We start from the raw sequence: 26,640 nt of genomic DNA on the forward strand, positions 1-26,640 counted from the left end.
CTTTGCTCGGGTGACACGTTAGGAATAATGCTTACTACAGTGATGACTGGATCGGCAGACTTGGTCAGATGCCACATCTGGACAGCCGCCTGTCGGCATGCCTTTTCCATTTATGGCCGCATGTGGACCATCCAAGATCACACTCTGCCGGGCGAGACGACGAAGGGCATGCTCGCGCGAGCATGCCCTTCGTGGCCCCCGGCGCGCCGCGTGGAGCGGCCCGCCAGGGAACGAGCGTCAGACGACGGCGCCGGACTCGCCGGGCTGGCGGGTGGGGCGTTTGAGCGTCTTCGGACGGGGCGCGGGGGCCTTGACGAAGCGCTCGAACTCGATGGCCAGCGGGGTCGCGGTGAAGACGCTGGAGTACGTGCCGACGCCGATGCCGACCAGCAGGGCGAGGGCGAAGTCGGTCAGCGAGTCACCGCCGAGCAAGGCCAGAGCCGCCAGGATGAAGACGGCGCCCATGCCGGTGTTGACCGTGCGGGGCACGGTCTGGAGGGCACCGCGGTTGGCGACGTCGGCGAAGCGGGCCTTGGGCTGCTCTCCCCAGAGCTCGCGGATGCGGTCGAAGACCACGACGGCGTCGTTGACGGAATAGCCGATGACGGTGAGGAGCGCGGCGAGGAAGACGCCGTCGATGGGTTTGCCGAGCCAGGCGAAGACGCCCGTCACGATGATCACATCGTGGAACATCGCGAGGACGGCCCCGGCGCCGAAGCTCCAGCGGAACCGGATGGCCAGGTAGGCCAGCTGGACGAGGAGCGCGACGCCGAGGGCGATGAGGGCCTTCTTGCGGAGTTCCTCGCCGAGGCTGGGGCCGATCAGCTCGTCGCGTTGCTTGGTCGTCTGGCCGCCCTTCTCGGCCAGGGCGTTCTGGATCTTGACCACCTCGGCGTTGCCGAGGTTCTCCGTGCGGACGGAGATGTCGTCCTTGCCGGAGGTCTGCACGACGGCGCGCGGGAAGCCCGCGTCGGCCACAGCCGAACGTGCGTCGTCGATGTCCAGGGGCGTGCTCGTGGAGTACTCGACGAGGCGTCCTCCGGTGAACTCCACGCCGTAGTTGAGCCCCTTGGAGAAGATCCCTGTGACGGCCACGACGACGGCGAGGGCGGAGAGCCCCAGCCAGAGCTTGCGTCCCTTCATCAGGTCGGGGTTACGGCGGTCCAGCCATTTACGGAGCCGCCCGGTGGAGCCGAGGCCGGTGAGGCCGGGACGGTTGGCGATGAACTTGCGGCTGAGGGCGGCGTCGGTGAGGACGCGGCTCAGGAGCATCGCCGAGATCAGTGAACCCAGCACACCGATGGTGAGGGTCACACCGAAGCCCTTCACCGGGCCGGAGGCCAGGAAGAACAGCAGGCCGCCGGCCAGCAGTGTGGTGATGTTCGAGTCGGCGATGGCTGACCAGGCCTTGGTGAAGCCGGTGGTCAGCGCGGTGCGCACACCGCGTTTGGGTATCGCCTCGTACTCTTCGCGGGCTCGTTCGAACGCGAGGACGTTGGCGTCGATCGCCATGCCGATCGCGAGGACGAAGCCCGCCAGGCCCGGCAGCGTGAGGGTGGCCCCCATCATGACGAGCGCGGCGTAGGAGATCAGCGCGTAGCAGGCCAGGGCGATGGTCGCCAGCGCCCCGACGAGGCGGTAGACGGCGATGATGAACAGGCCGGTCAGCAGCACGCCGATGACGGCGGCCTTGGCGCTGGCGTCAATGGCCTCGTCGCCCAGCGTGGGGCCCACCACCCGCTGCTCGATGGTCTTCACCGGGACGGGCAGCGAACCGCCCTGGACGAGGGCGGCCAGGTCCTTGGCCTCGTCCGCGCTGAAGTCGCCGGTGATCTGCGTCGAGCCGCCAGCGATGCCGACGTTGCAGGGCACGTCCGCGACGACGCCCGGTGAGGAGATCACCTTGCCGTCCAGCACGATGGCGATGCGCCGCTCGGCGCCGGTGGCACAGGCGGCCTTGGCGGTGACCTGCTGCCAGGCCTTGCCGCCGCCGTTGCGGAAGTCGATCGTGACGTACCAGCCGGTGCCGTTCTGGGTGTCGATCGACGCGTCGGCCGAGCCGACGCCGTCGCCGGTCAGCACGGCCGGGCCGATCAGGATCGGCTCACCCCGCTCGTCGGCGACGGCCTGCTCGCCCTTCGCGGGCTTGCCGTCACCGGCGCGGACGGGGTGGGCGGTGAGCTGGGCGGTCTTGCCGATCACCTCGGCGGCCCGGGTCGGGTCCTGGACGTCGGGCAGTTCGACGATGATCCGCCGTTCCCCGGAGCGGGTGATCGACGATTCGGCGACGCCGAGCGCGTCGACGCGGCGGTGCAGCACCTCCTTGGCGCGGTCGGTGTTCTCCCGGGTCGCCTTGGCGTTGGGCGAGTCCTGGGTCTCGAGAACGATCTGGGTGCCGCCGCGCAGGTCGAGGCCGAGGCGGGCTGGTTTGGACAGGGCAAAGTACAGCGATGCGGCGAGCACGGCGAACGCCAGGATCGCCCGCACCACGTTGGCGCGAGTCAAAGGAAGAACCTTCCACGAGGTCTGATGGGGGATGTCGTCAGATCACGTGGATAGCGGCGGGGCACGCCCGCGTGGCAGGCCGGCCGGAGCGGCCTCGGCAGACTCGGCGCGGACGGCCGGACGGGCCGCGACGACGCTGGACGGCCGTACTTCGACACCGGGCGGCAGGACCGCGGGGACAGGCGCCGGGGCGGGCGCGGCGGCGATCTGCCGCGCCGAGGCCGAAATGGCCGCCGTGTCGGAACGGACGGGGCAGGGCTTGGAGCTCTTGCCCCGGCTCGCCACGTTGGCCTGGCCGGGCTGGGCGGTGGCGCCCGCACGCATCCCGACACCGGCCGAGCCGGACGCCGGTGCTGCGCCGGGCAGGACCACGAAGCCCAGGACGCCCAGCACGATGAGGAGCAGCCTGGCGGCCCGCCCGCGATCTTCACAGGCCGGCGGGGAGGATCGCTGAGCGTCGCTCACGCGCGTCCTCCGTCTCTGCCGGTGGGCCTCACTGGTCGGTCCAGGCCGCCGATGCGGCCGCTGTATCCACGCCACGCTATCGGACCGCCCGGCCACCTTGATCCGTTTCGGCCGGAGCGGGCCCGGGACCGCCACCTCGGAAAACGCGACGGTGTCTCAATCCGGCCATACCAAGGTCTCCACAAGGCATTGCAGATCCAGTAAAAGACGAATTACTTTCACGATGCCCACCCCCGAACCGGACGAAGGAGTTTCCGGTGGCACGCATCAGACAGACCGTCACGGTCGGCATCACGGCTCTCGCCGTCGTCGCCGTGGCCGCTCCGCCCGCCTCCGCTGTCACCACGACCATCCGCAAGGGCTCGGCCACCGCCGACGCCTACTCCGGCAACGTGCGCGCCTCGCTCCTCGGCGAGGCCACCGTGACCACCTCCATCGGCAGCGGCAGCTGCAACCAGTCGACGATGACGGGTTCGATCAATTCCAACGGCTCGAACCTCAGCATCTCGGGCGTCACGTTCAACACCAACGGCGGCCCGTGCACCGGCAGCGTGTCCTCCACCATCACCCCGGAGAACCTCCCGTGGAGCGGCGGCAACGTCACCTGGGACGCCGCCCACACCGGCGGCCGGGACGCCACCGTCCTCATCTCCAACTTCAGGATCAAGGCCGTCGTCGACCTCCTCGGCGGCATCACCTGCTACTTCGGCGGCAACCTGACCGCCAACGGGTTCAACGGCGACAACCCCTCCCGGCCGGTCGCCACCAACAACCAGGCCCAGGTCGGCGTCACGAACGCCACCGTCAACCGGCTGTCGGGCGGCAACTTCTTCTGCCCGTCGACCGCGACGGTCAACGCCACCTACCAGCTCCTCGGTGAGACCACCCCCGGATCCGGCACGTACGACCAGTCCCTCTACGTGACTGGTACCAACCCTTAACTCATGGCTTCTACGGCCCTGTTCATGGCTTTTACGGCCTCGGGTCCTCGCCTGGCGGCTCGGACCCGAACCGTAAAGCGGCGATTGCGACATCGCTTCGCGATCTTCGCGCGAAGCTTCGCTGGCGCTCGCTCCGGCTCAGGTAGCGCAATCGCGTGCGGGCTGAGCTCCCACATCAGCTGAACGGCCGTGTGATCACCTCGCCGGTGATCACACGGCCGTTCGCCGTAAAAGCCGTGATCAGCAGCCGATGAGCTGGGCTGCGAGGAAGGATTCGACCTGGCCGATCGCGATGCGCTCCTGGCTCATGGTGTCGCGCTCGCGCACGGTCACCGCGTCGTCTTCGAGGGTGTCGAAGTCGACGGTGACGCAGAACGGCGTGCCGATCTCGTCCTGGCGGCGGTAGCGGCGGCCGATGGCCCCCGCGTCGTCGAAGTCGACGTTCCAGTTCCGGCGCAGCTGGGCTGCAAGGTCCCGGGCCTTCGGCGACAGGTCCGCGTTGCGCGACAGCGGCAGCACCGCCACCTTCACCGGGGCCAGCCGGCGGTCGAGCCGCATGACCGTGCGCTTCTCGAGCTTGCCCTTGGCGTTGGGCGCCTCGTCCTCGGCGTAGGCGTCCATCATGAACGTCAGCGTGCAGCGGTCGACACCGGCCGCCGGCTCGATCACGTACGGGACGAAGCGCTCGCCGGCCTCCTGGTCGAAGAACGACAGGTCGGCGCCCGAGGCCTTGGAGTGCGTCGACAGGTCGAAGTCGGTGCGGTTGGCGATGCCCTCCAGCTCACCCCACTCGCTTCCGACGAAGTCGAAGCGGTATTCGACGTCCACGGTGCGCTTGGAGTAGTGCGAGAGCTTGTCCTGCGGGTGCTCGTAGAGCCGCAGGTTCTCCTTGTTGATGCCCAGGTCGACGTACCACTGCAGGCGCTCGTCGATCCAGTACTGGTGCCACTCCTCGTCGGTGCCGGGCTTGACGAAGAACTCCATCTCCATCTGCTCGAACTCGCGCGTCCGGAAGATGAAGTTGCCGGGCGTGATCTCGTTGCGGAACGACTTGCCGATCTGGCCGATGCCGAACGGGACCTTGCGGCGGGCCGACTGCTCGACGTTCTTGTAGTTGATGAAGATGCCCTGCGCCGTCTCGGGCCGCAGGTAGGCCAGCCCGGACTCGTCCTCGACCGGGCCGAGGTAGGTCTTGAGCAGCCCGTTGAACATCCGCGGCTCGGTGAAGGAGCCCTTCACGCCGCAGTTGGGGCAGGAGATGTCGGCGAGACCGCCGGCCGGCGGCTTGCCGTGCTTCTCCTCGTAGGCCTCTTCGAGGTGGTCGGCACGGAAGCGCTTGTGGCACGACTGGCACTCGGTCAACGGGTCGACGAACGCCTGGACGTGACCGCTGGCCTCCCAGACCTCCCGGGCGAGGATGACGCAGGAGTCGAGGCCGACGACGTCGTCCCGGCCCTGCACCATCGACTTCCACCACTGGCGCTTGACGTTGTTCTTGAGCTCGACGCCCAGCGGCCCGTAGTCCCAGGAGGCGCGCAGACCGCCGTAGATCTCGCTTGACGGGTAGACCAGTCCCCGCCGCTTGGCGAGGTTGACGATCGTGTCCATCACGTCGGAACGGCGTGCCATGAGCGTTCTCCATCCGGCTGGCGGTCGGCGGGATATTCGTGCGCCCCGCACGCCGCCACCCCGATCTGCTGACGGGCGGCGCGCGGAAAGGCGAGATGTGATCCCCGGTGGTGTGACGCCCTTGGACGCCTCGACTGCGACGTCGCGTCGGCGCTCCAAGAGCGTTTCCGAGTCTAGGGCACCGCCGCCACCTCCCGAACGTCGACCGGCTGGATACGGTCGAGTACGCAAAGTGACGAGTGCGCAAAAGGCCCCGCGCCCCCGCGTCCGTCAGTAGACGTGGCCGTCCACGATGTTGCTGTCGATGTTGAGCGCGATGCCGCCGTGCCTCTCCCTGTGGCTGCCCCGGTACTGCTTGATCCGGCGGTGCGGGTGCCACCAGCGGGCGCGGAGGTACGGGGTGGCGTACGGGTTGGGCCTGTTGTCCCAGTGCGCGAACCAGATCGCCACCGGCCTGGTGATCCCGTTGGCCCGGCCAAGGTCGCGCGCACCCGATGCGGCGCTGCTGTAGACGCCGGAGACGTACTCCCGGTCAGCCAAAGCACGGGACCAGGCGTCAAGAAAGGTCAGCACTGCCCGGCGGCACTTGGCCTTGCCGCTCGAGTACGCCTCCATGTCGAAGTAGATCGGCATATCGCGCGGGATGCGGAGCGCTCTGGCCCGCGCGACGGCGGCCGCGGCGGCCCGGCGGCCCTCCGCGGCGGCGGTCCCGGCCTTGAAGTGGACGCGGAAGTTGTCCCTGTTACAGGGCGCCTGCTTCCCGACGTACGTAGGGATCAGCCGGTAGCCCATCCGGCGGACGGCGCGGATCCAGGACCTGGTGAGGTTGGGCTGGGAGCATCCACGCGACGCGCCGCCGATGTAGATGTTGACGACGCTGTACGAGCGGCGCCAGGCGGCCATGGCCCGCTTCGAAGGTGCCGTGCAAGTGTCGAAGCCCCTCCCCTTGCCCCAGGATCTGCTCGTCCCGGACTTGGCGCGCTCGGTGAGGGGCGCGACCGAGGACTCGCCCTCCACGGTGCCGCCGCGGAGGGGGCTGGGAGGCGGTGTCGTGATCCATTCCGCGGTCAGCCGGATCGAACGGATGACGGTCTGCAACACGTCCGTGTCCGCGCCGTACACGCCGGTGACCGACGCCCCCGCCTCTGGGAGATCGATCCGCACCTGGTGATCGACGTTCTTCCGGACGGTGAAGCGGGCCAGCTTTGCGACCCGCATCTCCACCGCGCGGCCGCGCTGCGCGGTTCCAGAGGCCCCGGAGGCCCCAGTGGCGCCGTCGAGCGGCTCGATGTGCAGCGTCTCCGCGCCGCCGATCAACCGCGCCGGGCAGTCGGGCTCCGGGCCGGGCCGGCCGAGATAGATCGCGGGACGGTCGTGCCGTACGCACCGCGTGGGATCGAGGTCGAGCCGGTGCACCTCCCAGCCGGCCGGCACCGGAATCCGCACGCCGCGGTATTCGGCCACGCGGGCCTGGTTCAGCGCGCGGGCCGGAGCCGCCTGGTTCAGCGCGGTGGCCTGGACGGCCGGGGGCCGCGCGGTGGCCGGCTGGAGGCCGGTGACGAGGGCGGCGACACCCGCCACCCCGAGCAGTCCACTGAGTACGACCGCATGCCGCATCACAACTCCCCCGTGCCGTGCGCCCAGCCCCGTCAGCGGCAGTGATCACCAGCACGGAGGGTGATGAAACGACTTCAGATACGTTCTTTCCCGGACTCTGCCGTTCGTTGACCGACGACCTCGCTGACGACCTCGTAGGCGCCGGGTTCGTCCACCGCCATCGCGGCCAGCGGGATGAAGACCAGGCGCACCTCGTACGCGCCGAGCGCCCGCCGGTAGTACCCGGCGCCGTCCCACTCGGTGATGAGGGCCCAGAGGTCGGGGTCGTCGACCGTGCGGGCCAGCCGTCCCGACCGGTAGCCCGGGCTCGCGGCGAGGGCGTCGAGCACGGAGGTCATCTGCGCGGTGAACCCGTCGGCCTCCTGGCTCGGCACGCGGTACCGGGTGATTGCGATCATCCCTCCATCCTTCCAGGCAGGCGGAGAGAGGCTACGTTTGGGCTCGTGAACACTGAAAGGGAAACCCCGGGAATGCGCGCCACCGTGGAGCGGTTGAGTGCGAAGCCGGTGGTGTTCTTGCACACACTCCCGCGCTGGGTGCTGCTCGTCGCGGTCTTCGCGCTGCTGGTGATCGGCATGTGGGGGAACGGCTGGGTCGGCGCGGCGGGACTGCTTGTCCTGCTGGCGTTCCTGACCTGGTTCGCCTACCTCAACTGGCCCGCGCTGGACACCTCGGGACGGGCCCTGCGAGTCGTTGCGATGGGGCTTTTGGCGGCCTTCGCGGTGGGTCACGTGGTAGGCGGCTTCTAAGTCGGTTTTGACAACCGTTTTCATCTTCGTACACACTTGGGGGGTGTTCACCTCCCCGAAGCCTCTCCGCGCCCTCTCGCTGCCGGCGCTGGCCACCGCTGCGCTGCTCAGCCTCACCGCCTGTGGCAACGCCGGGGCGGACGGCGACTCCGGCTCCGGCGCCGCCAAGACGAAGATCGTCGCATCGTTCTACCCGATGGCCTGGCTGGCCGAGAAGGTCGGCGGCGACCACGTGTCGGTCGAGACGCTCACCAAGCCGGGCGCCGAGCCGCACGACCTCGAGCTGACGGCACGGCAGATCGCCGACGTCCAGAAGGCCGACTTCGCGGTGTACGTCAAGGGCGTCCAGCCCGCCATGGACGACGCCGTCGCCAAGCACGCCAAGGACAAGTCCCTGGACGCCGTGAGCGTGGTCAAGACGCTGCCCGCCGCCGCGGAGGACGAGCACGAGCACGAGGCGGGGGGGAAGGAGCACGAGGGCGAGGAGCTCACGTACGACCCGCACGTGTGGCTCGACCCGAGCCGCATGGCGACGATCGCCACCACGCTGGGCGACCGCCTCGCCGCCGCCGACTCCGGCCACGCCGCCGGCTACAAGGCGAACGCGAAGGCGCTCGCCGGCCAGCTCACCGCGCTCGACCAGAGCTACAGCCAGGGGCTCAAGGGCGCGAAGGGCAAGACGATCGTGACCGCGCACGCCGCGTTCGGCTACCTGGCCGACCGGTACGGCCTCAAGCAGGTCTCGATCGCCGGGGTCGACCCGAACAGCGAGCCGTCACCCAAGCGCATCGCCGAGCTCACCCACGAAGTGCGCGAGGCCGGTGCCACCACGATCTTCACCGAGACCCTGGTGAGCCCGAAGGTCGCCGAGAGCCTGGCCCGCGAGGCCAAGGTGAAGACCGCCGTCCTCGACCCGGTCGAGGGCATCGCCAAGGGCTCCTCGGACGACTATATGTCGATCATGAAGAAGAACCTCGAGACCCTGCGCACCGCCCTGGGAGTCACATGACGGTCATCCACCCCGGCGGCTCCGCCGCGCAGCCCGCGCCTTTCGAGATGACCGGCGGTCACGTCCGGCTCGAAGGGCGCGACGTGCTGCGCGGCATCGACCTGACCGTCGAACCCGGCGACGTCCTCGCCGTCATGGGACCGAACGGGGCGGGCAAGTCCACCCTGATCAAGGCCCTGCTCGGGCTGATCCCGCTGTCGTCCGGCCGCACCGAGATCTTCGGTGCGGCCCCGGCCCGTTTCAGGGACTGGAAGCGGATCGGGTACGTGCCGCAGCGGCTGCCCATGGGCGGCGGCGTGCCCGCGACCGTCCGCGAAGTCGTGTCGTCGGGGCGGGTGGCGCGGCAGTCCCGCTGGCGGCCGACCTCCGCCGCCGACCGCGCGGCGGTGGACAGCGCGCTGGAGGCGGTCGGCCTGTCCCACCGCGCCCGTGACTCCGCGCACCTGCTGTCGGGCGGCCAGCAGCAGCGGGTGCTCATCGCCCGTGCGCTGGCCGGCGAACCCGAGGTGTTCGTGATGGACGAGCCCACCGCGGGCGTGGACGCCGCGAGCCAGGCCGCGTTGGCGCGAACGCTGCGCGACCTGACCGCCGCCGGCCGTACGGTGGTCCTCGTAACGCACGAGCTGGGCCCGTTGGCGCCCCTCATCACGCGGAGCATCGTCCTCGACCACGGCCGTATGGCGAACGACAGTGCGGCCTTGACCGCGCACCTCAGCACAGAGACTGGAACTCCTGCGTGACCGAAATGCTGCAGTACGACTTCATGCGCATCGCCCTCGTGATGGCGGTGCTGATCGGGCTGACCGCGCCCGCGGTCGGCACGTTCATCGTGCAGCGCAAGCTCTCCCTGCTCGGAGACGGCATCGGGCACATCGCGCTGACCGGTATCGGCCTGGGCCTGCTCACCGGCAACTCACCGATCCTGGGTGCCCTCCTGGTGTCCGTGCTCGGCGCGGTCGCCATCGAGGTGCTGCGCGCGCGCAGCCGCAGCGGCGCCGATGTGGCGCTCGCCCTGCTGTTCTACGGCGGGCTGGCGGGCGGCGTGCTGCTCACCAACGGCCAGGACGGCGGCACCAGCCTGCAGTCCTACCTCTTCGGATCCATCAGCAGCGTGTCGGCGACCGACCTGTACGTGGTGGCCGGGCTGGCGGTGGCCGTCCTCGGCATCGTGGCGCTCTTCGGGCGGGAGCTGTTCCTGCTCTGCCAGGACGAGGAGGTGGCCCGGGCGGCGGGCCTGCCCGTCCGCTTCCTCAGCATCCTGATCGCCGCGACCGCCGCCGTCACCGTGGTCATCTCCATGCGCGCCATCGGGCTGCTGCTCGTCAGCGCGCTGATGGTCGTGCCCGTGGCTGCGGCCCAGCAGCTCACCCGGGGATTCAAGAGCACGATGCTCGTGGCGATGGGCATCGGTGTACTGTCGGCGGTGTCCGGCCTGGCCGGCTCGTTCGAGTACGATCTCCCGCCGGGGCCCTCGATCGTGTTGCTGGCCCTGGCGGTGTTCGTCGCCGCGGTGATCGGAGGCACGGTCCTGCGGCGGATGCGGACCCGTACGGTTCCGGCGACCGCCGATCGACCGGCCCGGACCAGCGTGGAAGCCGAGGCGGAGGTGCTTGGGGGATGACTGCCCGTCGAAACGCGGTGCGGGAGGCTCTGGCCGGCTGCGACAACTTCCGCAGCGCCCAGGACATCTACGCCGACCTGCGCGCGGACGGCTCCAAAATCGGTCTCACCACCGTTTACCGGGCGCTGCAGGCGCTGAGCGACTCCGGTGAGGTCGACGTGCTCCGCACGGACGAGGGCGAGGCCGTCTACCGTGCCTGCCGCACCGAGGAACACCACCACCATCTGGTCTGCCGCGACTGCGGCCGCACGGTCGAGGTCGAGGGCCCGGCCGTGGAGAAGTGGGCCGACGCGATCGGCGCGGAGCACGGCTTCGTGGAGATCACCCACACCGTCGAGGTCTTCGGCACCTGCTCCGACTGTGCCGCCCCCGCCAAGACCGGCTGAACCGAGACCCGGGTGGCGCCAACCGACCGGTAATGCGGAAGGATCGGACCATGGCTACGACACGTACCGCGAACGCGCATTGGGAAGGGCCGCTGATGGGCGGCCAGGGCAAGGTCTCCTTGGACTCGTCCAACGTCGGCGAGTTCGAAGTCAGCTGGCCGTCGCGGGCCGAGGAGGCGAACGGCAAGACGAGCCCCGAGGAGCTCATCGCCGCGGCGCACTCCACCTGCTTTTCGATGGCGCTCTCCCACGGCCTCGCCGGGGCGGGCACCCCGCCGGAGAAGGTCGACACCAAGGCCGACGTGACCTTCCAGCCGGGCGAGGGCATCACCGGCATCCACCTGACGGTCCGCGCCAGCGTGCCGGGCCTCTCGGCCGCCGACTTCGAGAAGGCCGCGCAGAACGCCAAGGAGAACTGCCCGGTCAGCAAGGCCCTCACCGGCACCAAGATCACTTTGGACGCCGCTCTCGCCTGACGGTTGTCAGAACGCCCCAGCAAAGAGACTCGCCCCGCGCCCGCCTAAGCGGGTGCGGGGCGAGTCTGCTCATTGCTGGTCGACTCGTCCAGCACGAGCCGCGTCGACCGCGATCGGCACGTCGCCTGCGATGGTGACGCTGTGCAGGCGGCGTGGGCGGTCGCCGAAGTCGTTGACCACGCGGTGCTGGGTGGCGCGGTTGTCCCAGATCGCCACGTCCCCCACGGCCCACCGCCAGCGGACGGTGTTCTCCAGCTGCGTCACGTACTCCTGGAAGAGCCGGATCAGCGCCTCGGAGTCGGCCCGCCGGCTGAGCCCCACGACCGAGTGGGCGAACCCGCCGAGCAGGATCGCCCGTTCGCCGGTCTCGGGATGCACGCGGACGAGCGGATGCCTGGTCTCCAGCGTGCCGTGCGCTGCGGAGTGCAGGAACCACAGCCGGTCGGCCAGGTCGCGCAGCTCCACCGGAAGATCCTCGTACGCGGTGACGGTGTTGGCCCACACGGTGTCGCCGCCCTGCGCGGGAACCTCCAGGGCCCGCTGAACCGACGCGAGCGGCGGCCGGTCGAGGAACGTCGCGTCGCTGTGCCAGGCGTCGAGCGACGGGATGACCGTGTCGGGGTCGATGAGTTCGCCGAGCCGCCGCGCGAAGGCGGACTGGGAGCGGGCGTCCAGGTGGTGCTGGCCGCGGACGAAGAGGACCTTGTGCCGCAGGAGCGCGAGGCGGATCTCGTCGACGGTCTCCTCGGGGAGATCCCCGGAGAGCTCGACACCCGAGACGACCGCCCCGATCCGGCCGCTCACCGGACACAACTCCAGGACGGACGGGCGAACGGGATCGAGGGTCTGCTGGGCGTTCGGGCTCATGCCCACGAAGTTACGCAGCCCGGCACAGGAAAGTCAACAAAGTCGGTAGGGAATATGGACTACCGTGCGGCTGAGGGTTCGACCGGATTGGGGACGGCACCTCCGTAGCGGCGGTCACGGCTGGCGTAGAGCTCGCAGGCGTGCCAAAGATGCCGCCGGTCGAAGTCGGGCCACAGCGTGTCGAGGAAGACCATCTCCGCGTACGCCGACTGCCACAGCAGGAAGTTGGAGATCCGCTGCTCGCCCGACGAACGCAGGAAGAGGTCGACGTCGGGGATCCCCGGCTCGTCGAGGTAACGCGCGAAGACCTTCTCCGTGATCTTGTCGGGGTTGAGCCTGCCGGCCTTGACGTCGCGCGCGATGGCCGCGGCGGCGTCGGCGATCTCGGCCCGGCCGCCGTAGTTGACGCAGAACTGCAAGGTGAGGACGTCGTTGTGGCGCGTCATCTCCTCCGCGTCCTCAAGCTCCTTGATGACGCTGCGCCACAGCTTCGGCCGCCGGCCCGCCCAGCGGACCCGCACGCCCATCGAGTGCAGCTGGTCGCGGCGGCGCCGGATCACATCCCGGTTGAAGCCCATGAGGAACCGCACCTCGTCGGGCGAGCGCTTCCAGTTCTCGGTGGAGAAGGCGTAGGCCGACAGGTTGGGGATGCCCAGCTCGATCGCACCCATGATCACGTCGAAGAGGGAGTCCTCCCCCATCTTGTGCCCCTCGGTGCGCGGCAGCCCGCGTTCCTTGGCCCAGCGCCCGTTGCCGTCCATGACGATGGCGACGTGCCGGGGCACCAGGTCGGCCGGGATCGCGGGCGGGCGGGCGCCGCCGGAGTGCGGGTACGGCGGCTGAACGGCCCTCTTCAAGCTCTCTCCTTGCTCAAACTCGTTCCCTCGCCGGATCGCTCCACATGCCGGAGCGACCGGATGCCGTGCTCCAGGTGCCACTGCAGGTAGGCCGCCACGAGGCCGCTGCACTCTACCCGGTGGCGAGACTCGCTCCCGTCGGCGTACTCCCAGTCGCCGCGCAGCAGGGCCAGCATCAGCCCGAACGTCGGCGGCGCCGGGGTCGCGGCCCCCGGCTGGCGGCACCGGGCGCAGACCGCCCCGCCCGCCGCGATCGCAAAGCCGCGCAGCTGCCCGCGATCGCCGCAGCGGCTGCACTCGTCGAGCGCGGGCGCCCAGCCCGCCACCGACAACGACCGCAGCAGGAACGCGTCGAGCACCAGCCGGGGGTCGTGATCGCGCTCGACCAGCGTGCGCAGCGCGCCCACCAGCAGCAGGAACTGCCGCAGTGCGGGCTCCCGCTCCTCGGCGGTGAGCTTCTCGGCGGTCTCCAGCATCGCCGTGCCCGCCGTGTAGCGGGGATAGTCGGCGACCAGCTGCTCGCCGTAGGGGCGCAGGGTCTCGGCCTGGGTGATCAGGTCGAGCGAACGCCGCTCGTACAACTGCAGATCCACATGGGTGAACGGCTCCAGCCGTGCCCCGAACCGCGACTTGGTCTTGCGGACGCCCTTGGCGGCTGCGCGGATGCGGCCCGTGCGCCGAGTCAGGACCGTCACGATGCGGTCGGCCTCGCCCAGCTTCTGGGTACGCAGCACGATGCCTTCGTCACGGTAGAGCGTCACCCGCCCATTCTCCCGTACTCCGGGACACGGGCCGTCCATCACCGTCCGTGACCGCATCCGGTCGCACTGGAGCCGCGAAAGCTGTGGCCTGAATCACAACCACCTGGCAGCGTTGTTCCATGAGATGCACCATCGTCCCTCCGCACATGCTGGAGCGGGTCGTCCACGACGCCGAAGATCCGGCCCTCCGTGACATCGCGCGGCGTACCCTCGCGCTGAGCGCGGCCCTGCGCACCGAACGCCGCACGCTGCCGGTCGAGCCGCCCTCGCCCACCGAGGACTTCGTCCCGAACCGGACCATCGCCGACGCGCAGAACCAAGAGGTCCTGCCCGGCGAGACGGTGCGCGGCGAGGGCGCGCCCGCCACGGGCGACACGATCGTGGACCAGGCGTACGACTGGCTCGGAGTCACCTTCGACTTCTTCGAGGCCGCCTACCGGCGCAACTCGATCGACGCCGCGGGGCTGCCGATGATCTCAACGGTGCACTACGGTCGCGACTACGACAACGCCTTCTGGAACGGCGATCAGATGGTCTACGGCGACGGCGACGGGGTGCTGTTCAACGCGTTCACCGGGCCCCTCGACGTCACCGGGCACGAGCTGGTGCACGGCATCACGCAGTACACCGCCAACCTGGAGTACTACAGCCAGTCCGGCGCCCTCAACGAGTCGGTCTCCGACGTCTTCGGGGCACTCATCAAGCAGTGGCATCTCGGGCACACCGCCGACCAGGCCGACTGGCTCATCGGCGAGGGCCTGCTCGCCGAGGGCGTCAACGGCAAGGCGCTGCGGTCGATGAAGGAGCCCGGCACCGCCTACGACGACCCCCGGCTCGGCAAGGACCCGCAGCCCGGGCACATGGACGACTACGTCGACACCTACCGCGACAACGGAGGCGTCCACATCAACTCGGGGATCCCCAACCGCGCGTTCTACCTGGCGTCCGTCGCGATCGGCGGCAACGCCTGGGAGAAGGCCGGCCGCGTCTGGTACGACACGCTCACCGGCGGCACGATCAAGACGGACGAGGACTTCGCCGGCTTCGCCGCCGCGACGATCGCCGTCGCGACCGGGCTGTACGGAGCCGACGCGGCCGAGACCCGCGCGGTACAACAGGCGTGGGCGGGGGTAGGCGTCCAGGCGTGACGAACGACCCGAGGTGACAGCGTGAGGGTGAAAGTGATCCGCAGCGGTGGTTTCGCGGGCATCGAGAAGCGTGGCGAGTCCGACACCGCGAGCGATCCGCTGCTGCGCCGGCTGGTGGACCGCGTCGACCTGGGCGCCGTTCCGCCGCCCGGCCGCATCCCCGACCAGTTCCTGTACGACATCGACATCGACGGTGACACCGCCACCGTCGGGGAGGCGCAGCTGAACGGCCCGCTCCGCGAGCTGGTCCACCACGTCCTGGGCCGCCCGACCTGAGCGGCCCGGCGCAAGAACGAGCGGACCCCTGCCGTGAGGTCATCACGGCAGGGGCCGCACCAACGATCACACGCATGGTTCGCACACCGTTGTGACCGGGCTTGTGTTCCAGGGCCTTTGGTCGGCCCAGGAAGGTATTAGGAGCTGGCGCCCGCCACGCGGTTGACGGCGGAGAGCATCGCCTTGAGGGAGGCGGTGACGATGTTGCCGTCGATGCCGACGCCCCACACGGTCGTGCCGTTCACGTCGCACTCGACGTAGGCGGCCGCGCGGGCGTCGCCGCCGGCGCTCAGTGCGTGCTCGCTGTAGTCGAGCACCCGGACGTTGATCCCGACGCCGGCGAGGGCCTCCTCGAACGCCGAGACCGGGCCGTTGCCGACGCCCTGGATCTCGCGGATCTCGCCGTCGATCCGGATGTCGCAGTTGAGCAGGTCCTTCTCGTCCACCCGGGACGTCGCGCGGTGCGCGAGCAGGCCCACCCGGGGCCCGCTGACCAGGAACTCCTTCTCGAAGATGTCCCACATGAGCTCGGCCGAGACCTCGCCGCCCTCGTCGTCGGTGTGCTGCTGCACCACCCGCGAGAACTCGATCTGCAGCCGCCGCGGCAGCTCCAGCGCGTGCTCGGTCTTCATGATGTACGCGACGCCGCCCTTGCCGGACTGGCTGTTGACCCGGATCACGGCCTCGTACGAGCGGCCGACGTCCTTGGGGTCGATGGGCAGGTACGGAACGGCCCAGGTGAAGTCGTCCACCGGCACGCCCGCCGCGTCGGCGTCGCGCTTGAGGTGGTCGAAGCCCTTGTTGATGGCGTCCTGGTGCGAGCCCGAGAACGCGGTGTAGACCAGGTCGCCGCCGTACGGGTGCCGCTCGTGGACGGGCAGCTGGTTGCAGTACTCGACCGTCCGGCGGATCTCGTCGATGTCGGAGAAGTCGATCTGCGGGTCGACGCCCTGGGTGAACAGGTTCAGTCCCAGCGTCACCAGGCACACGTTGCCGGTGCGCTCGCCGTTGCCGAACAGGCACCCCTCGATGCGGTCGGCCCCGGCCATGTAGCCCAGCTCGGCCGCCGCGACCGCCGTTCCCCGGTCGTTGTGCGGGTGCAGCGACAGGATGACCGAGTCGCGGTAGGCCAGATTGCGGTTCATCCACTCGATCTGGTCGGCGTAGACGTTGGGCGTGGCCATCTCGACCGTCGCGGGCAGGTTGACGATCGTCTTCCGCTCCGGCGTGGGCTGCCACACGTCGTTGACGGCGTTGCAGATCTCGACCGCGTACTCCAGCTCGGTGCCGGTGAAGGACTCCGGCGAGTACTGGAAGAAGATCTGGGTCTCGCCCATGTCGTCGGCGAGCTTCTTGCACAGCTTGGCGCCCTCGACCGCGATGGCGGTGATGCCGTCCTTGTCCTGCCCGAACACCACCCGCCGCTGCAGCGTGCTGGTGGAGTTGTAGAGGTGGACGATGGCCTGCTCGGCGCCCCGTACGGCCTCGAAGGTCCGCTCGATCAGCTCGGGCCGCGCCTGCGTCAGCACCTGGATCACCACGTCCTCGGGGATCCGGTCCTCGTCGATGATCTGCCGTACGAAGTCGAAGTCGGTCTGGCTGGCCGCCGGGAACCCGACCTCGATCTCCTTGTAGCCCATCCGTACCAGCAGCTCGAACATCTGGAGCTTGCGGTGCGAGTCCATCGGGTCGATGAGGGCCTGGTTGCCGTCGCGCAGGTCGACCGCGCACCATCGCGGCGCCTCGGTGATCACCTTGTCCGGCCAGGTCCGGTCCGTGAGCTTGATCGCCTCGAAGGGCCGATAACGCTCGAACGGCATGCCGGAAGGCTGTTGTTGCGGATACACGTGTGAGTTCCCTCTGCTCGGATTCCTGCGGCCGACCGTCCACGCCAAAGTCCCGCAGCGAGGGAGCCGACCTGGTTACAGGCCCCCGCTGCGGCCGCTAAGGAGGAGCAGCTCACGCAACACGCTGGCAAAGCTAACAGATCCCATCCGCGTTACGGAAACACCGTCCGCCATATGAGACGCAGTAACAAATCCCCCTATTCAGCACCTCAACGCCACGAACGCCCCCACTCATTCCCGAGCCGGGGCGTTCAAAGTGCCTGGTCAGAGCCAGTGGGCGGGCGCAGAGTCAGCGGACGAGCACGGAAAGGCAGGTGACGCAGCCCTCCAGGGCCTCGAACTCGCCGATGTCGACGGCGGTGACGCGCAGGCCGTCCGCGGCGAGCCGTTCGGCGGTACGCGGTGCGGAGGCCGACAGCAGCACATGGTCCGGGCCCAGCACGACCACGTGCGCCCCGGCGGGCTCCGGCGCGACCCGCACGCTCGGCAGGACCGAGGTGTCCAGCATCTCGGGCACCCCGATCAGGGTGCCGTCGGGCAGCGCGGTCATCGCGGACTTCAGGTGCAGGCACCCGTCGATGTCGACCGGCACCACGCGCCGCCCGCCGAGGAGGTGGGCGAGCTGGCAGATGCCCTCCTCGTTCGTCCGGGTACCGCGGCCCACGTAGACGGTGTCGCCGGCCTGCAGCACGTCCCCGCCGTCGAGGGTGCCGGGCTCCTTGATGCGCTCGATCCGGAGGCCGAGGTCGCGGGCCGCCTGCTCGGCCGCCGCCGCCTCGCCACGGCGTTCGGGGGCTCCCGAACGGCCCACGACCGCGAGATCCCCGCACACCACGAGGGCGTCCTCGACGAACACCGCGTCGGGGTGGTCGTCGTCCGGCGCCACCGTGCGGACCTGCCAGCCCGCCGCCCGCAGCGCCGAGACGTACGCGGCGTGCTGCCGCGCGGCGAGCGCGACGTCCACCGGACGCCGTTCCATGTGCGTGAGGAGTCCCTCGGCGAGCCGCGGGCCGGGGGCCCGTACCAGGGCGACGCCCGCCGGCGAGCCGGGGTGCGGCTGCGCGAACGACCCCGGCAGCGAGGTCACCGGGCCGCGCCCTCGGTCGTCACGATGACCCCGAGCGCATGCGCGCGGGACATGCCCAGCAACTGCGCGACGCGGTGCAGGGTCTGGCGCTCGTTCTCGGTGAGCGGTCCGTCGGCCAAGCCGACCCGGACGGCCTGTGACAAGAACCACTCCTTGGCCTCGACCGCGAGCTGGCCCCCTGCCTGGGCGACTTCCTCCTCCAGGAACTCCACTCGGAGCTGAAGGTCCGCGGTCACGTCGTCCGGGCCGTAGCGCGTCTCGCCGTAACCCCGGACGACCTCGACGACGCGGCCGCGCGCCGCCTCGTCGGAGGGGTCACCGGCCTGCAGCACCAGGGTGGCTGCGGCGCGCATGCCGGCGGGCAGCGCGGCGGCCATCTGCTGGGCGGTGGGGGCGCGCAGCGCCGACACGCTGTAGCGGGTACGGCAGGTCCGGCATTCGACGACTTCACCGATCCGGTTGAGCGGGATCACCGGCAGGAAGAACAACGTGAACCACCGTCGCCCGGCCCGCCGCCGGTACGCCCGGTCACCGCCGCACTGCGGGCAGTGGAACGATCCCTCACTAACCGTACGGAAGAACACCGACAGGCCGAAAATTAGCAACACCGGGGCTCTCCTCCCATTACGGACTCCTCCAAAGTACCGATCCGCGGGCCGTGACGCGGCCGACCCGCCGAGTTCCCCGCGACGCTAAAGATCACGGTCGCCGTGACCCTTACTCTGGGTCCATGAGTGGTGACCAGGGCCCGGACGCCCACGCCCCGCGCCCGCGGCCGGACTTCCTGCCACCGGCCGACGAGTATCCGCCGCCCGCCGCGCAGAACGCCGCGCAGGACGCCGCGCAGGCTCCCGGAGGGCGGCCCGCACCCGCCGCGCCGCCCTCCGGCTCGGACTCCGCCGGCACGTGGTGGAACATCCTGGTGGTCTGCGCCGCGTCGGCCCTGCTGGTCGCGGCGTTCCTGCCCTGGATCCGGGCGCGGGTCATCGTGGACGCCTTCGGCCAGACCCTCACCCACGACCTCGGCGAGAGAGCGGGCATCGACGCCGACAGCATGGTGCTGGCCCTCCCGGTGCTCGCCCTCACCGCCGTCGGCATGGCGCTCTGGGGCATCGCCGCCCGCGACACCCGGATCTCCTCCCTCACCGCCGTCCCCGGAGCGCTGGCCCTGCTGGTGTGCATGCTCTTCCTGCTGCGGCTGGACGACGCGAGTGACGATCTGGGGAGCCGGTCGACGTTGCTGCCGTACGACGTCACCCCGGCCTACGGGTGGTACGTGTCGATCTCAGCCGCCCTGCTCGTCCTGGGCTTCAGCCTGGTGCGGCCACTCATCGGGCGCAGGCGAACGAGCGAAGGGCAGGACCCGCGACAGCACGCTCCGGCTCAGCAGCAGGACGCGGGCCAGCCGTACGCAGCTCAGCCGTACACAAGCCAGCCTTACGGGAGCCAGTCGTACGGGAGCCAGTCGCACGGAGCGCAGGCCTACGCGGAACATCAGCAGGCGGCTGAGGCGTACACGGACCAGCACGTAGCCCAGGCGTACGTAAGCCAGCCGCACACAGGCCAGTCGTACGCGGACCCCGCATCCGATGCCCGCGCCTACGCGCAGACGTACGAGCCGCAGGACGAGGAGCCGAAGCCCTCGAAGAAGCCGGACATCGACCCCGGACCGCCACCCGCCTGATCAGTCGTAGAAACTCAGTCGTAGAAACCCAGCCTGCGCAGGTGCTTGGGGTCGCGCTGCCATTCCTTGAGCACGCTGACGCGAAGGTCGAGGTAGACCTTGGTGCCGAGCAGCGCCTCGATCTGCTTGCGGGCCCCGGAACCGACCTCGCGCAGGCGGCTGCCCTTGTGCCCGATGATGATGCCCTTCTGGCTGTCCCGTTCGACATAGAGGTGCGCGTAGACGTCCATGAAGTCGTCGCGGCCCTCCCTCGGCGCCATCTCGTCCACGACCACCGCGATCGAGTGCGGCAGCTCGTCGCGGACGCCCTCCAGCGCGGCCTCCCGGATCAGCTCGGCGACCAGCACCTGCTCGGGCTCGTCGGTGAGGTCGCCCTCCGGGTAGAGCGGCATGCCCTCCGGCAGGTGCTGGATCAGCAGGTCGCCGACCAGATCGACCTGGAAGCCGTCGGCGGCCGAGCACGGCACGATGTCGGCGAAGTCGCCGAGCTGCCCGACCGCCATGAGCTGCTCGGCCACCCGCTCGGGCGGGGTCAGGTCGGTCTTGGTGACGATCGCCACGATCGGGGTCTTCTTGATGCCGGCCAGCTCGCGGGCGATGTACTTGTCGCCCGGGCCGACCTTCTCGTCCGCCGGCACGCAGAACCCGATCGCGTCGACCTCGGTCAGGGTCGACCGCACCAGGCTGTCCAGCCGTTCGCCGAGCAGGGTGCGCGGCTTGTGCAGGCCCGGCGTGTCGACGACGATCAGCTGGGCGTCCGGGCGATGGACGATGCCCCGGATGGCCCGGCGGGTGGTCTGCGGCCGGTTGCTGGTGATCGCCACCTTGGTGCCGACGAGGGCGTTCATGAGGGTCGACTTGCCGACGTTGGGCCGCCCGATGAAGCAGGCGAACCCGGACCGGAAACCTTCGTTCGTCGTCACGCCGTCAATTGTCGCAGGCGAAAGCGGCTGCTCCGTTGATCCGGTGGGACCGGAGACCGGGTGGCGGCTAGGCGGCGGGGTGGCCGAGGGCGGCCAGCGCGGTACGGGCGGCCTCTGCCCAGTGTTGCGCGCCGATGCGTTCGGCGACCTCGGCCGCGCGCCGGTAATGGCCCGCCGCCGGTCCGGGGCGGCCGAGGAAGACCGCCAGGTCACCGAGGATGTGCGCGACCGGCCCGACGCTCGCGACGGTGCAGGCTCCGCCGCTCACGTGACCCTCGTACGGCAGCAGCCTCTCGTAGACGTCGGCGGCCAGTTCGTGCTCGTCCAGGGCGATGGCCCGCAGACCGCGGATCGACATCACCAGGTCGAAGAAGAAGTCCGGCCGGACCGGACCGGCGTCCGCCACGACGCGCCGGGCCTCCGCGGTACGTCCCGCCTCGATCAGGGCTATCGCGTAGAGGTCGGCGGCGGCCCCGACATGCGGCCACTCTTGCCAGATCCATCGGGCGGCGTCGACGAGCTCGCCGGCACGGCCCTGCGACAGCCGGACGCAGAAGACCCCGACCATCTCCATGCCGCGCTCGCTGCTCCAGATACCGGTCCGGCCGATGGCGTCGCCCACCTCGGAGTAGGCGCGTTCGGCGGCTTCGGGCCGGGCGGCGAAGACATGCTCGATCGCGTCGTACCAGCTCGCGATCAAGCCCAGCAGCGGCAGGCCGTACTGGTCCGCCAGCCGCCGCCCCACCTCCAGGTGCTCGCGGGCCGCGGCCAGGTCGAGGGAGGCGAACGAGGCCGACTGCATCTGCAGATGGCCCAGCACCTGGTAGAGACCGAGATCGTGGGCCGTCGCGAGCTCCAGGATCTCGGCGGAGATGCGGCGGCGTTCAGCCAGGTCGTCCGCGGTCCGGAAGGCGTTGAGGAAGCGGCCGTTGAGGGCGACCGCCAGCAGATCGGGCCTGCCGAGGCGGCGGGCGCGGCGGACCGCCTCGACGGAGGCCTCGGCGCCGCGCTCGTCCGGGTCGCCCTCCAGCTCGATCGCCAGCGACGTGAGGAGCCGGATGCGCAGCTCCTCATCGTCGTCGCCGAGCCCCGCCAAGGCCTCTTCGGCGGCCTCAATGGCGTCATGGTCGACCGTGCCGTACACGTGGCTGGTCCACAACGTGGGCACGTCGTAGCTCACGATGATCCGGCCCAGAAGCCGTAGGTCCCCGAAGGCGCGGGCCTCGGCGATCGCACGCCACCGCCGTTCCCGCGCCGCGACGACCAGCCCGGCCAGCGCGGACGCGTGGATCGCGTCCACCTCCGTCTCCAGAAGCTCGCGGAGGGATTCCGAGTCCCGCGCGCGCAGGAGGTCGGCTGCCCGCACCAGGAGCTCGGCGGCGGTCCCGTGGGCGAACCTGGCCTCGGCGGCCTCGGCCGCCAGCCGGGCATAGCGGACGGCTTTGGCGGGCTCGTCCCCGGCGGCGAGGAAGTGGTGGGCGAGCGCGGCGATCTCACCCGGACGCCACCGTTCCAGCGCGGCCGCCACCCGGCCGTGGATGCGGGTGCGGCGGATCCGCGACAGCTCGCCATAGAGGGTGTCGCGGACGAGCGCGTGCCCGAACCGGATCCGCCCCGCCGCCGGTTCGACGATCAGCCCGCCGGCCAGCCCGGCCTCGACCGCCTCGATCACCGCGTCCTCGTCGCCGCCCGAGACCTCGGTCAGCACGGCGAGGTCGACGTCCCGGCCGACGACGGCCGCGTTCCGCAGGATCGACTGGGCGTCCTCGGGCAGCCGGGCGATGTGCCGGCGCAGGACGTCCCCCACCCCGGCGGGGACGCCGCGGGCGGCCGCCGGCATCCCTTCGGCGTCCAGGAGCCGCGCGGTCTCGCGGGTGAAGAACGGGTTGCCTCCGGTGCGTTCGGCGATTCCGGCGAGGTCCGCCTCGCCCACCTCGGTGACGCACACGTCCCGGACGAGCCTGGCCACCTCGTCGGGGGCGAGCCCGGCCAGTTCGATGCGCAGCGGCTCCTGGCGGGCGAGCGTGGCGAGGGTGGTGGCCAGCCGGTCGGAGATCTCCGTCTGCCGGAAGGTTCCGACCACGAGCACGGGCCTGCCGCGCAGCCGTGCCGGGAGCCCGGTGAGAACGGCCAGGGTCTCGTCGTCGGCCCAGTGCAGGTCGTCCAGGACGAGGAGCAACGGAGCCTTCTCGGAGAGCGCGCCCAGGTAGTCGGCCACAGCCAGATGCAGCCGGAAACGGGCCGTGGTGGCGTCCGCTCCGAGACCCGTCACCGCGTCGCCGAGCAGCGGCCCGAGCGTCCGGGCGAGCTCGGCCTCCGGTGGGTCGGCTGCGGCCAGTTCCCGCAGCAGCTCGGCCCAGGGCCAGGCGGCCGGGGCACCGCCGGTCTCCGGCGCGCTGCCCCAGGCGCAGGTCCAGCCCTCGCCGCCCAGAGTGTCGCCGAACCGTTCGATAAGGGACGTCTTGCCCATTCCGGCCTCGCCGCTGACCAGGGCGACGGTGCATCTGCCCGCGGCCGAGGCCTGCGCGGCCGCGGCCAGCCTCGCCAACTCGTCCGCCCGCCCGACGAAGAGCGGGCCCGCCGGTGCCTCCTCCGCCGGCTCCGGCACAAGGCGCAGAAGGGGCGGCGCAGTCTGGAGCGGTGTGGACACCATGGGCGCCGTGGACGCCGTGGGTGGTGTCGTTGGCGTTGGCGGCATCGGCGCTGGTTGCGGGTCGAGCTCCGGCGCTTGGGCGAGGATGTCGGCCTCAAGACGCCTCAGGGCCGGACCGGGATCGACCCCCAGTTCGTCGGCCAGGGTCGCACGGGCGCGGCGCAGCGCTCCGAGGGCGTCGCCTTGGCGCCCGGCCCGGTAGAGCGCCAGGGCCAGCAGCCGCCAGGCCTCCTCGCGCATGGGATTCGCGGCCGCGTGCGCCTCCAGGTCGGGTACCGCCTCGGTGGCGGCGCCGAGGCGGAGCATCGCCTCGGCGCGGCGTTCGACGGCCAGGCGATGCCGTTCCTCCAGCCGCCCGGCCTCGGTGACGGCCCAGGACAGCTCGGCGAACTCGGCGTACGCAGGCCCGCGCCACTCCCCCAGCGCGGCGTCGGCCCGCAGCCGTGCCGTCGCCGGGTCGGCCGCGGCGAGGAACTCGCCCGCCTCGTCCACCAGCGTGTCGAAGCGCCAGGCGTCCACGTTCCCGATGGGCAGCCGCAACGCGTACCCGGGGGGCGAGGTGACCAGCACCTCGGCGGGGGTGCGCGGCGGACGGTCGGGTTCGAGGGCGCGGCGCAGGTGGGAGACGAACGACTGGAGGCCGGCGGCCGCGCGGGGCGGCGCCTCACCGGGCCACAGCTCGTCGATCAGGCGTTCGGCCGGGACCATCTGCCCGTGGGCGGCCGCCAGCCGCGCAAGGACGGCACGCTGGCGCGGCCCGCCGAGATCGGCGCACGCGCCGTTGACGGACGCCTCGAACGGGCCGAGCACCCGGATCGCCGCCCCCGTAACGCCTCCCGCCATGTACGGAAGCCTAAACCGCCCCTGGCCAGAGGCCAGAGGCGGTCCGGGTCCAGCCGGCTCCGGGTGCTCGCGCGACCGTCAGACCTGCGTGATCGGACTGCGCGATCAGACCGGCAGGGTCTCGCGGGCCGGTTCGGCCGCGGGAGCGGGCTCGGCGCCGTGCATGTCGATCTTCGGGATGATCCGGTCGAGCGGGCCGGGCAGCCACCAGTTGGCGCGGCCCAGGAGGGCCATCGTCGCGGGCACGAGGACGAGGCGCACGACCGTCGCGTCCAGGGCGACCGCCACTGCCAGCCCCACTCCCATCTGCTTGATGACCAGGCCGGGGTCGAGCGCGAAGCCGAGGAACACCGCGACCATGATCAGCGCCGCGCTGGAGATCACCCGGCCGGTCGCCGCCAGGCCCGTCGCGACCGAGCCGCGGGCGTCGCCGGTGCGCAGCCACTCCTCCCGTACCCGGGACAGCAGGAACACCTCGTAGTCCATCGAGACGCCGAACAGCACCGCGAACATCAGCAGCAGGATGAAGCTGGAGACCGGCACGCTGTGCGGCAGCCCGAGGAGCTCGGCGCCCCAGCCCCACTGGAAGACCGCCACCAGCACGCCGTACGCGGCGCCGATCGACAGCAGGTTCATGGCGGCGGCCTTGAGGGGCGCCAGCAACGATCTGAAGACGATCATCAGCATGATGAACGAGGTCGCCACGACCACGCCGATGACCGGCCACAACCGGTCGGACAGGACGCGGCTGAGGTCGACGTAGACGGCGGTGTATCCGGTGACCTCCGCGCCGTCGGGGAGCGTGTCCGCCCTGATCCGGTCGACGAGCCCGGTGACGCGCTCGTCCTGCGGCCCGTACTCCGGCGTCACCGCGACCACGGCGGCGCTCCGGTCCGGCGAGAACTGCGGCGGCGCGACGGCCACGACGCCCTCGGTCTTCGCCAGCTTGTCACCCAGCGCGGGCAGGGTGGCGCGGTCGACCTTCGCGAGGTCGGCGGTCACGAGCAGCGGGGCGTTCACCCCGGGCCCGTACGACTCGGCGATCAGGTCGTACGCGCGGCGCACGGTGTTGGAGGTCGGCTCGCTGCTCGCGTCACTGGGCCAGGTGCGCATGCCGAGGGCCGGGGCCGCCAGCGTCAGCATGAGCACCAGCGCGGCGAGGAGCCACGCCCACGGCCGGCGCGCGACATGATCGGCCCATCTCCGCACCCGCGGCGACTCGACCTTCAGCTGCGCGCCTTCCGCACGGTCCCGCTTGCGCAGCACCCGGCGACCCGCCAGGCCCAGGAGGGCGGGCAGCAACGTCACGGCGCTGGCCACGGTCGCCGCCACCACGATCCCGGTGGCGAAGCCCATCGTGATGAACACCGGGATCTGCGACAACACCAGCCCGCACAGCGCCAGCAGCACGGTGAAGCCCGCAAAGATCACCGACTGGCCCGCCGTCGCGGTGGCCCGGCCGATCGACTCCGGCACGTCGAGGCCCTGCGCCAGGCCCTCCCGGTGGCGCGTCAGGATGAACAGCGCGTAGTCGATCCCGACGCCCAGCCCGACCATGATCGCCAGCGTCGGCGCGGTGGTGGCCACGTCGGTGAACGCCGCGAGGATCGTGATCCCGGAGACCCCGACGCCGAGCCCGGCCAGCGCCACCGCCAGCGGCAGCCCCGCCGCCACGATGGAGCCGAACGCCAGCAGGAGGATCACCAGCGCCGCCACGATCCCGACCGCCTCGGCGAGCCCGCCGGGAGCCGTCACGTTCTCCGGCACCTGCCCGCCGAACTCGACCTTGTGCCCGGAGGACGCCAGCCCCGCAGTGGCGTCCTCCAGGTGCCCGAGCGTCTCCTTCGGCGTGAGATCGGTGACCGGCACGTCGTAGCGCACCGTCAGCAGCGCCGTCGCGCCGTCCTTGCTGGGCGGGGCGGTCTCCACCGCGGTCACGTGCGGGAGCCGCTTCAGCCGCTCCGCCGCCGCCGCGACGCTCGCCTCGGCGAGCTTGCCCGACTCGGCGTGCACCACGACCCGGGCGTCCGCTCCCGCCACGGCCGGGAACCGTTCCCTCAAAAGATCGGTGGCCTCCTGGGAACCCGTGCCCTTCAGCGTGTAGTCGTCGTGCAACGCGCCCCCCGCGACGCCGGAGACACCGGCCACCGCGCCGACGAGCAGCACCCACACCAGAATGAACCGCCAGGGCCGCAGCGCCGCGGCCCTTCCCAGGCGGTAAAGCAGACGAGACATCGTTCCCTCGCAAAAGCGTCTTCCGTTGAGGTCACGAGCCTCACCCGCCGCCCTTGCCGCC

The 26,640-nt window shown here is 70.7% G+C and carries 24 protein-coding genes; 10 read left to right on the top strand and 14 right to left on the bottom strand.

Features of this window, described 5'->3' with window-relative positions; all coding sequences use genetic code 11:
- Positions 1 to 237 precede the first annotated feature (237 nt).
- Both secD and F8566_RS26895 read right to left on the bottom strand, forming a co-directional pair.
- Positions 238 to 2,505, bottom strand: a complete 2,268-nt coding sequence (gene secD, locus F8566_RS26890; protein WP_151564505.1) for a protein translocase subunit SecD — start codon at positions 2,503 to 2,505, stop codon at positions 238 to 240.
- Positions 2,506 to 2,547: 42 nt separating this feature from the next.
- Entirely contained in the window at positions 2,548 to 2,970 is a 423-nt protein-coding gene (locus F8566_RS26895) for a hypothetical protein (RefSeq protein WP_151564506.1), read from the bottom strand.
- 257 nt (positions 2,971 to 3,227) lie between these two features.
- Between F8566_RS26895 and F8566_RS26900 the strand changes: the two genes are divergently transcribed.
- A complete protein-coding gene (locus F8566_RS26900; protein ID WP_151564507.1) occupies positions 3,228 to 3,911 on the top strand; it encodes a hypothetical protein in 684 nt (227 codons plus the stop codon).
- A 240-nt stretch (positions 3,912 to 4,151) separates the two neighbouring features.
- On the opposite strand, the gene F8566_RS26905 is transcribed toward F8566_RS26900, so the two are convergent.
- The 3 genes from F8566_RS26905 to F8566_RS26915 form a co-directional block, all read right to left on the bottom strand.
- A complete protein-coding gene (locus F8566_RS26905; RefSeq protein ID WP_192809877.1) occupies positions 4,152 to 5,540 on the bottom strand; it encodes a glycine--tRNA ligase in 1,389 nt (462 codons plus the stop codon).
- Between the two features lie 270 nt (positions 5,541 to 5,810).
- Positions 5,811 to 7,157: a DUF1906 domain-containing protein gene (locus F8566_RS26910; protein ID WP_151564508.1), complete on the bottom strand. Its 1,347-nt coding sequence runs from the start codon at positions 7,155 to 7,157 to the stop codon at positions 5,811 to 5,813.
- A gap of 74 nt (positions 7,158 to 7,231) precedes the next feature.
- Positions 7,232 to 7,555, bottom strand: coding sequence for an antibiotic biosynthesis monooxygenase family protein (locus tag F8566_RS26915; protein ID WP_151564509.1), 324 nt, complete (start codon positions 7,553 to 7,555; stop codon positions 7,232 to 7,234).
- Positions 7,556 to 7,600: 45 nt separating this feature from the next.
- On the opposite strand from F8566_RS26915, the gene F8566_RS26920 reads away from it, so the two are divergent.
- The 6 genes from F8566_RS26920 to F8566_RS26945 are packed head-to-tail and all read left to right on the top strand — an operon-like array spanning position 7,601 to position 11,398.
- Entirely contained in the window at positions 7,601 to 7,906 is a 306-nt protein-coding gene (locus F8566_RS26920; RefSeq protein ID WP_151564510.1) for a DUF6703 family protein, read from the top strand.
- A 43-nt stretch (positions 7,907 to 7,949) separates the two neighbouring features.
- Complete coding sequence (locus F8566_RS26925; protein WP_151564511.1) at positions 7,950 to 8,915, top strand: metal ABC transporter substrate-binding protein; 966 nt, start codon at positions 7,950 to 7,952, stop codon at positions 8,913 to 8,915.
- Positions 8,912 to 9,655 (top strand): metal ABC transporter ATP-binding protein, encoded by a 744-nt coding sequence (locus tag F8566_RS26930; RefSeq protein WP_404800347.1) that lies wholly within the window; start codon positions 8,912 to 8,914, stop codon positions 9,653 to 9,655. The genes F8566_RS26925 and F8566_RS26930 overlap by 4 nt, the downstream gene beginning before the upstream one ends.
- Complete coding sequence (locus F8566_RS26935; RefSeq protein WP_151564512.1) at positions 9,652 to 10,536, top strand: metal ABC transporter permease; 885 nt, start codon at positions 9,652 to 9,654, stop codon at positions 10,534 to 10,536. Before F8566_RS26930 ends, F8566_RS26935 begins: the two co-directional genes overlap by 4 nt.
- Entirely contained in the window at positions 10,533 to 10,922 is a 390-nt protein-coding gene (locus tag F8566_RS26940) for a Fur family transcriptional regulator (RefSeq protein WP_151564513.1), read from the top strand. Before F8566_RS26935 ends, F8566_RS26940 begins: the two co-directional genes overlap by 4 nt.
- Positions 10,923 to 10,972: 50 nt before the next feature.
- Positions 10,973 to 11,398 carry an OsmC family protein gene (locus F8566_RS26945; RefSeq protein WP_151564514.1) on the top strand — a complete coding sequence of 142 codons (426 nt, stop codon included), beginning with the start codon at positions 10,973 to 10,975 and terminating at the stop codon, positions 11,396 to 11,398.
- A 69-nt stretch (positions 11,399 to 11,467) separates the two neighbouring features.
- On the opposite strand, the gene F8566_RS26950 is transcribed toward F8566_RS26945, so the two are convergent.
- The 3 genes from F8566_RS26950 to recO are packed head-to-tail and all read right to left on the bottom strand — an operon-like array spanning position 11,468 to position 13,883.
- A complete protein-coding gene (locus F8566_RS26950) occupies positions 11,468 to 12,265 on the bottom strand; it encodes a TauD/TfdA dioxygenase family protein (protein WP_151564515.1) in 798 nt (265 codons plus the stop codon).
- A 59-nt stretch (positions 12,266 to 12,324) separates the two neighbouring features.
- Positions 12,325 to 13,122 (bottom strand): isoprenyl transferase, encoded by a 798-nt coding sequence (locus tag F8566_RS26955; RefSeq protein WP_151564516.1) that lies wholly within the window; start codon positions 13,120 to 13,122, stop codon positions 12,325 to 12,327.
- A complete protein-coding gene (recO, locus tag F8566_RS26960; RefSeq protein WP_151564517.1) occupies positions 13,119 to 13,883 on the bottom strand; it encodes a DNA repair protein RecO in 765 nt (254 codons plus the stop codon). Before recO ends, F8566_RS26955 begins: the two co-directional genes overlap by 4 nt.
- A gap of 119 nt (positions 13,884 to 14,002) precedes the next feature.
- Here recO and F8566_RS26965 point away from each other — a divergent pair, with 119 nt between their 5' ends.
- A complete protein-coding gene (locus F8566_RS26965) occupies positions 14,003 to 15,031 on the top strand; it encodes a M4 family metallopeptidase (protein ID WP_151564518.1) in 1,029 nt (342 codons plus the stop codon).
- A 21-nt stretch (positions 15,032 to 15,052) separates the two neighbouring features.
- Positions 15,053 to 15,307, top strand: coding sequence for a protealysin inhibitor emfourin (locus tag F8566_RS26970; RefSeq protein ID WP_225993565.1), 255 nt, complete (start codon positions 15,053 to 15,055; stop codon positions 15,305 to 15,307).
- A 137-nt stretch (positions 15,308 to 15,444) separates the two neighbouring features.
- On the opposite strand, the gene leuA is transcribed toward F8566_RS26970, so the two are convergent.
- From leuA to F8566_RS26985, 3 genes are all read right to left on the bottom strand, one after another.
- Entirely contained in the window at positions 15,445 to 17,127 is a 1,683-nt protein-coding gene (gene leuA, locus F8566_RS26975; protein WP_151564519.1) for a 2-isopropylmalate synthase, read from the bottom strand.
- 316 nt (positions 17,128 to 17,443) lie between these two features.
- On the bottom strand, positions 17,444 to 18,241 hold the full coding sequence (ddaH, locus tag F8566_RS26980) for a dimethylargininase (protein ID WP_318836443.1): 798 nt from the start codon (positions 18,239 to 18,241) through the stop codon (positions 17,444 to 17,446).
- Positions 18,238 to 18,849: a zinc-ribbon domain-containing protein gene (locus tag F8566_RS26985; RefSeq protein ID WP_151564520.1), complete on the bottom strand. Its 612-nt coding sequence runs from the start codon at positions 18,847 to 18,849 to the stop codon at positions 18,238 to 18,240. Before F8566_RS26985 ends, ddaH begins: the two co-directional genes overlap by 4 nt.
- A 122-nt stretch (positions 18,850 to 18,971) precedes the next feature.
- Between F8566_RS26985 and F8566_RS26990 the strand changes: the two genes are divergently transcribed.
- Positions 18,972 to 19,925, top strand: a complete 954-nt coding sequence (locus F8566_RS26990; RefSeq protein WP_151564521.1) for a hypothetical protein — start codon at positions 18,972 to 18,974, stop codon at positions 19,923 to 19,925.
- Positions 19,926 to 19,939: 14 nt separating this feature from the next.
- Here the strand turns inward: F8566_RS26990 and era are convergent, their stop codons facing one another.
- The 3 genes from era to F8566_RS27005 form a co-directional block, all read right to left on the bottom strand.
- The gene (era, locus tag F8566_RS26995) at positions 19,940 to 20,848 is read right to left on the bottom strand and encodes a GTPase Era (RefSeq protein ID WP_225993566.1); all 909 of its coding nucleotides are present in this window, start codon (positions 20,846 to 20,848) and stop codon (positions 19,940 to 19,942) included.
- A 67-nt stretch (positions 20,849 to 20,915) separates the two neighbouring features.
- Positions 20,916 to 24,344 carry a BTAD domain-containing putative transcriptional regulator gene (locus F8566_RS27000; RefSeq protein WP_151564523.1) on the bottom strand — a complete coding sequence of 1,143 codons (3,429 nt, stop codon included), beginning with the start codon at positions 24,342 to 24,344 and terminating at the stop codon, positions 20,916 to 20,918.
- A gap of 105 nt (positions 24,345 to 24,449) precedes the next feature.
- Complete coding sequence (locus F8566_RS27005; RefSeq protein WP_151564525.1) at positions 24,450 to 26,579, bottom strand: MMPL family transporter; 2,130 nt, start codon at positions 26,577 to 26,579, stop codon at positions 24,450 to 24,452.
- Positions 26,580 to 26,640 lie beyond the last annotated feature (61 nt).

The sequence above is a fragment of the Actinomadura rudentiformis genome, assembly GCF_008923185.1.
GTDB lineage: Bacteria > Actinomycetota > Actinomycetes > Streptosporangiales > Streptosporangiaceae > Spirillospora > Spirillospora rudentiformis.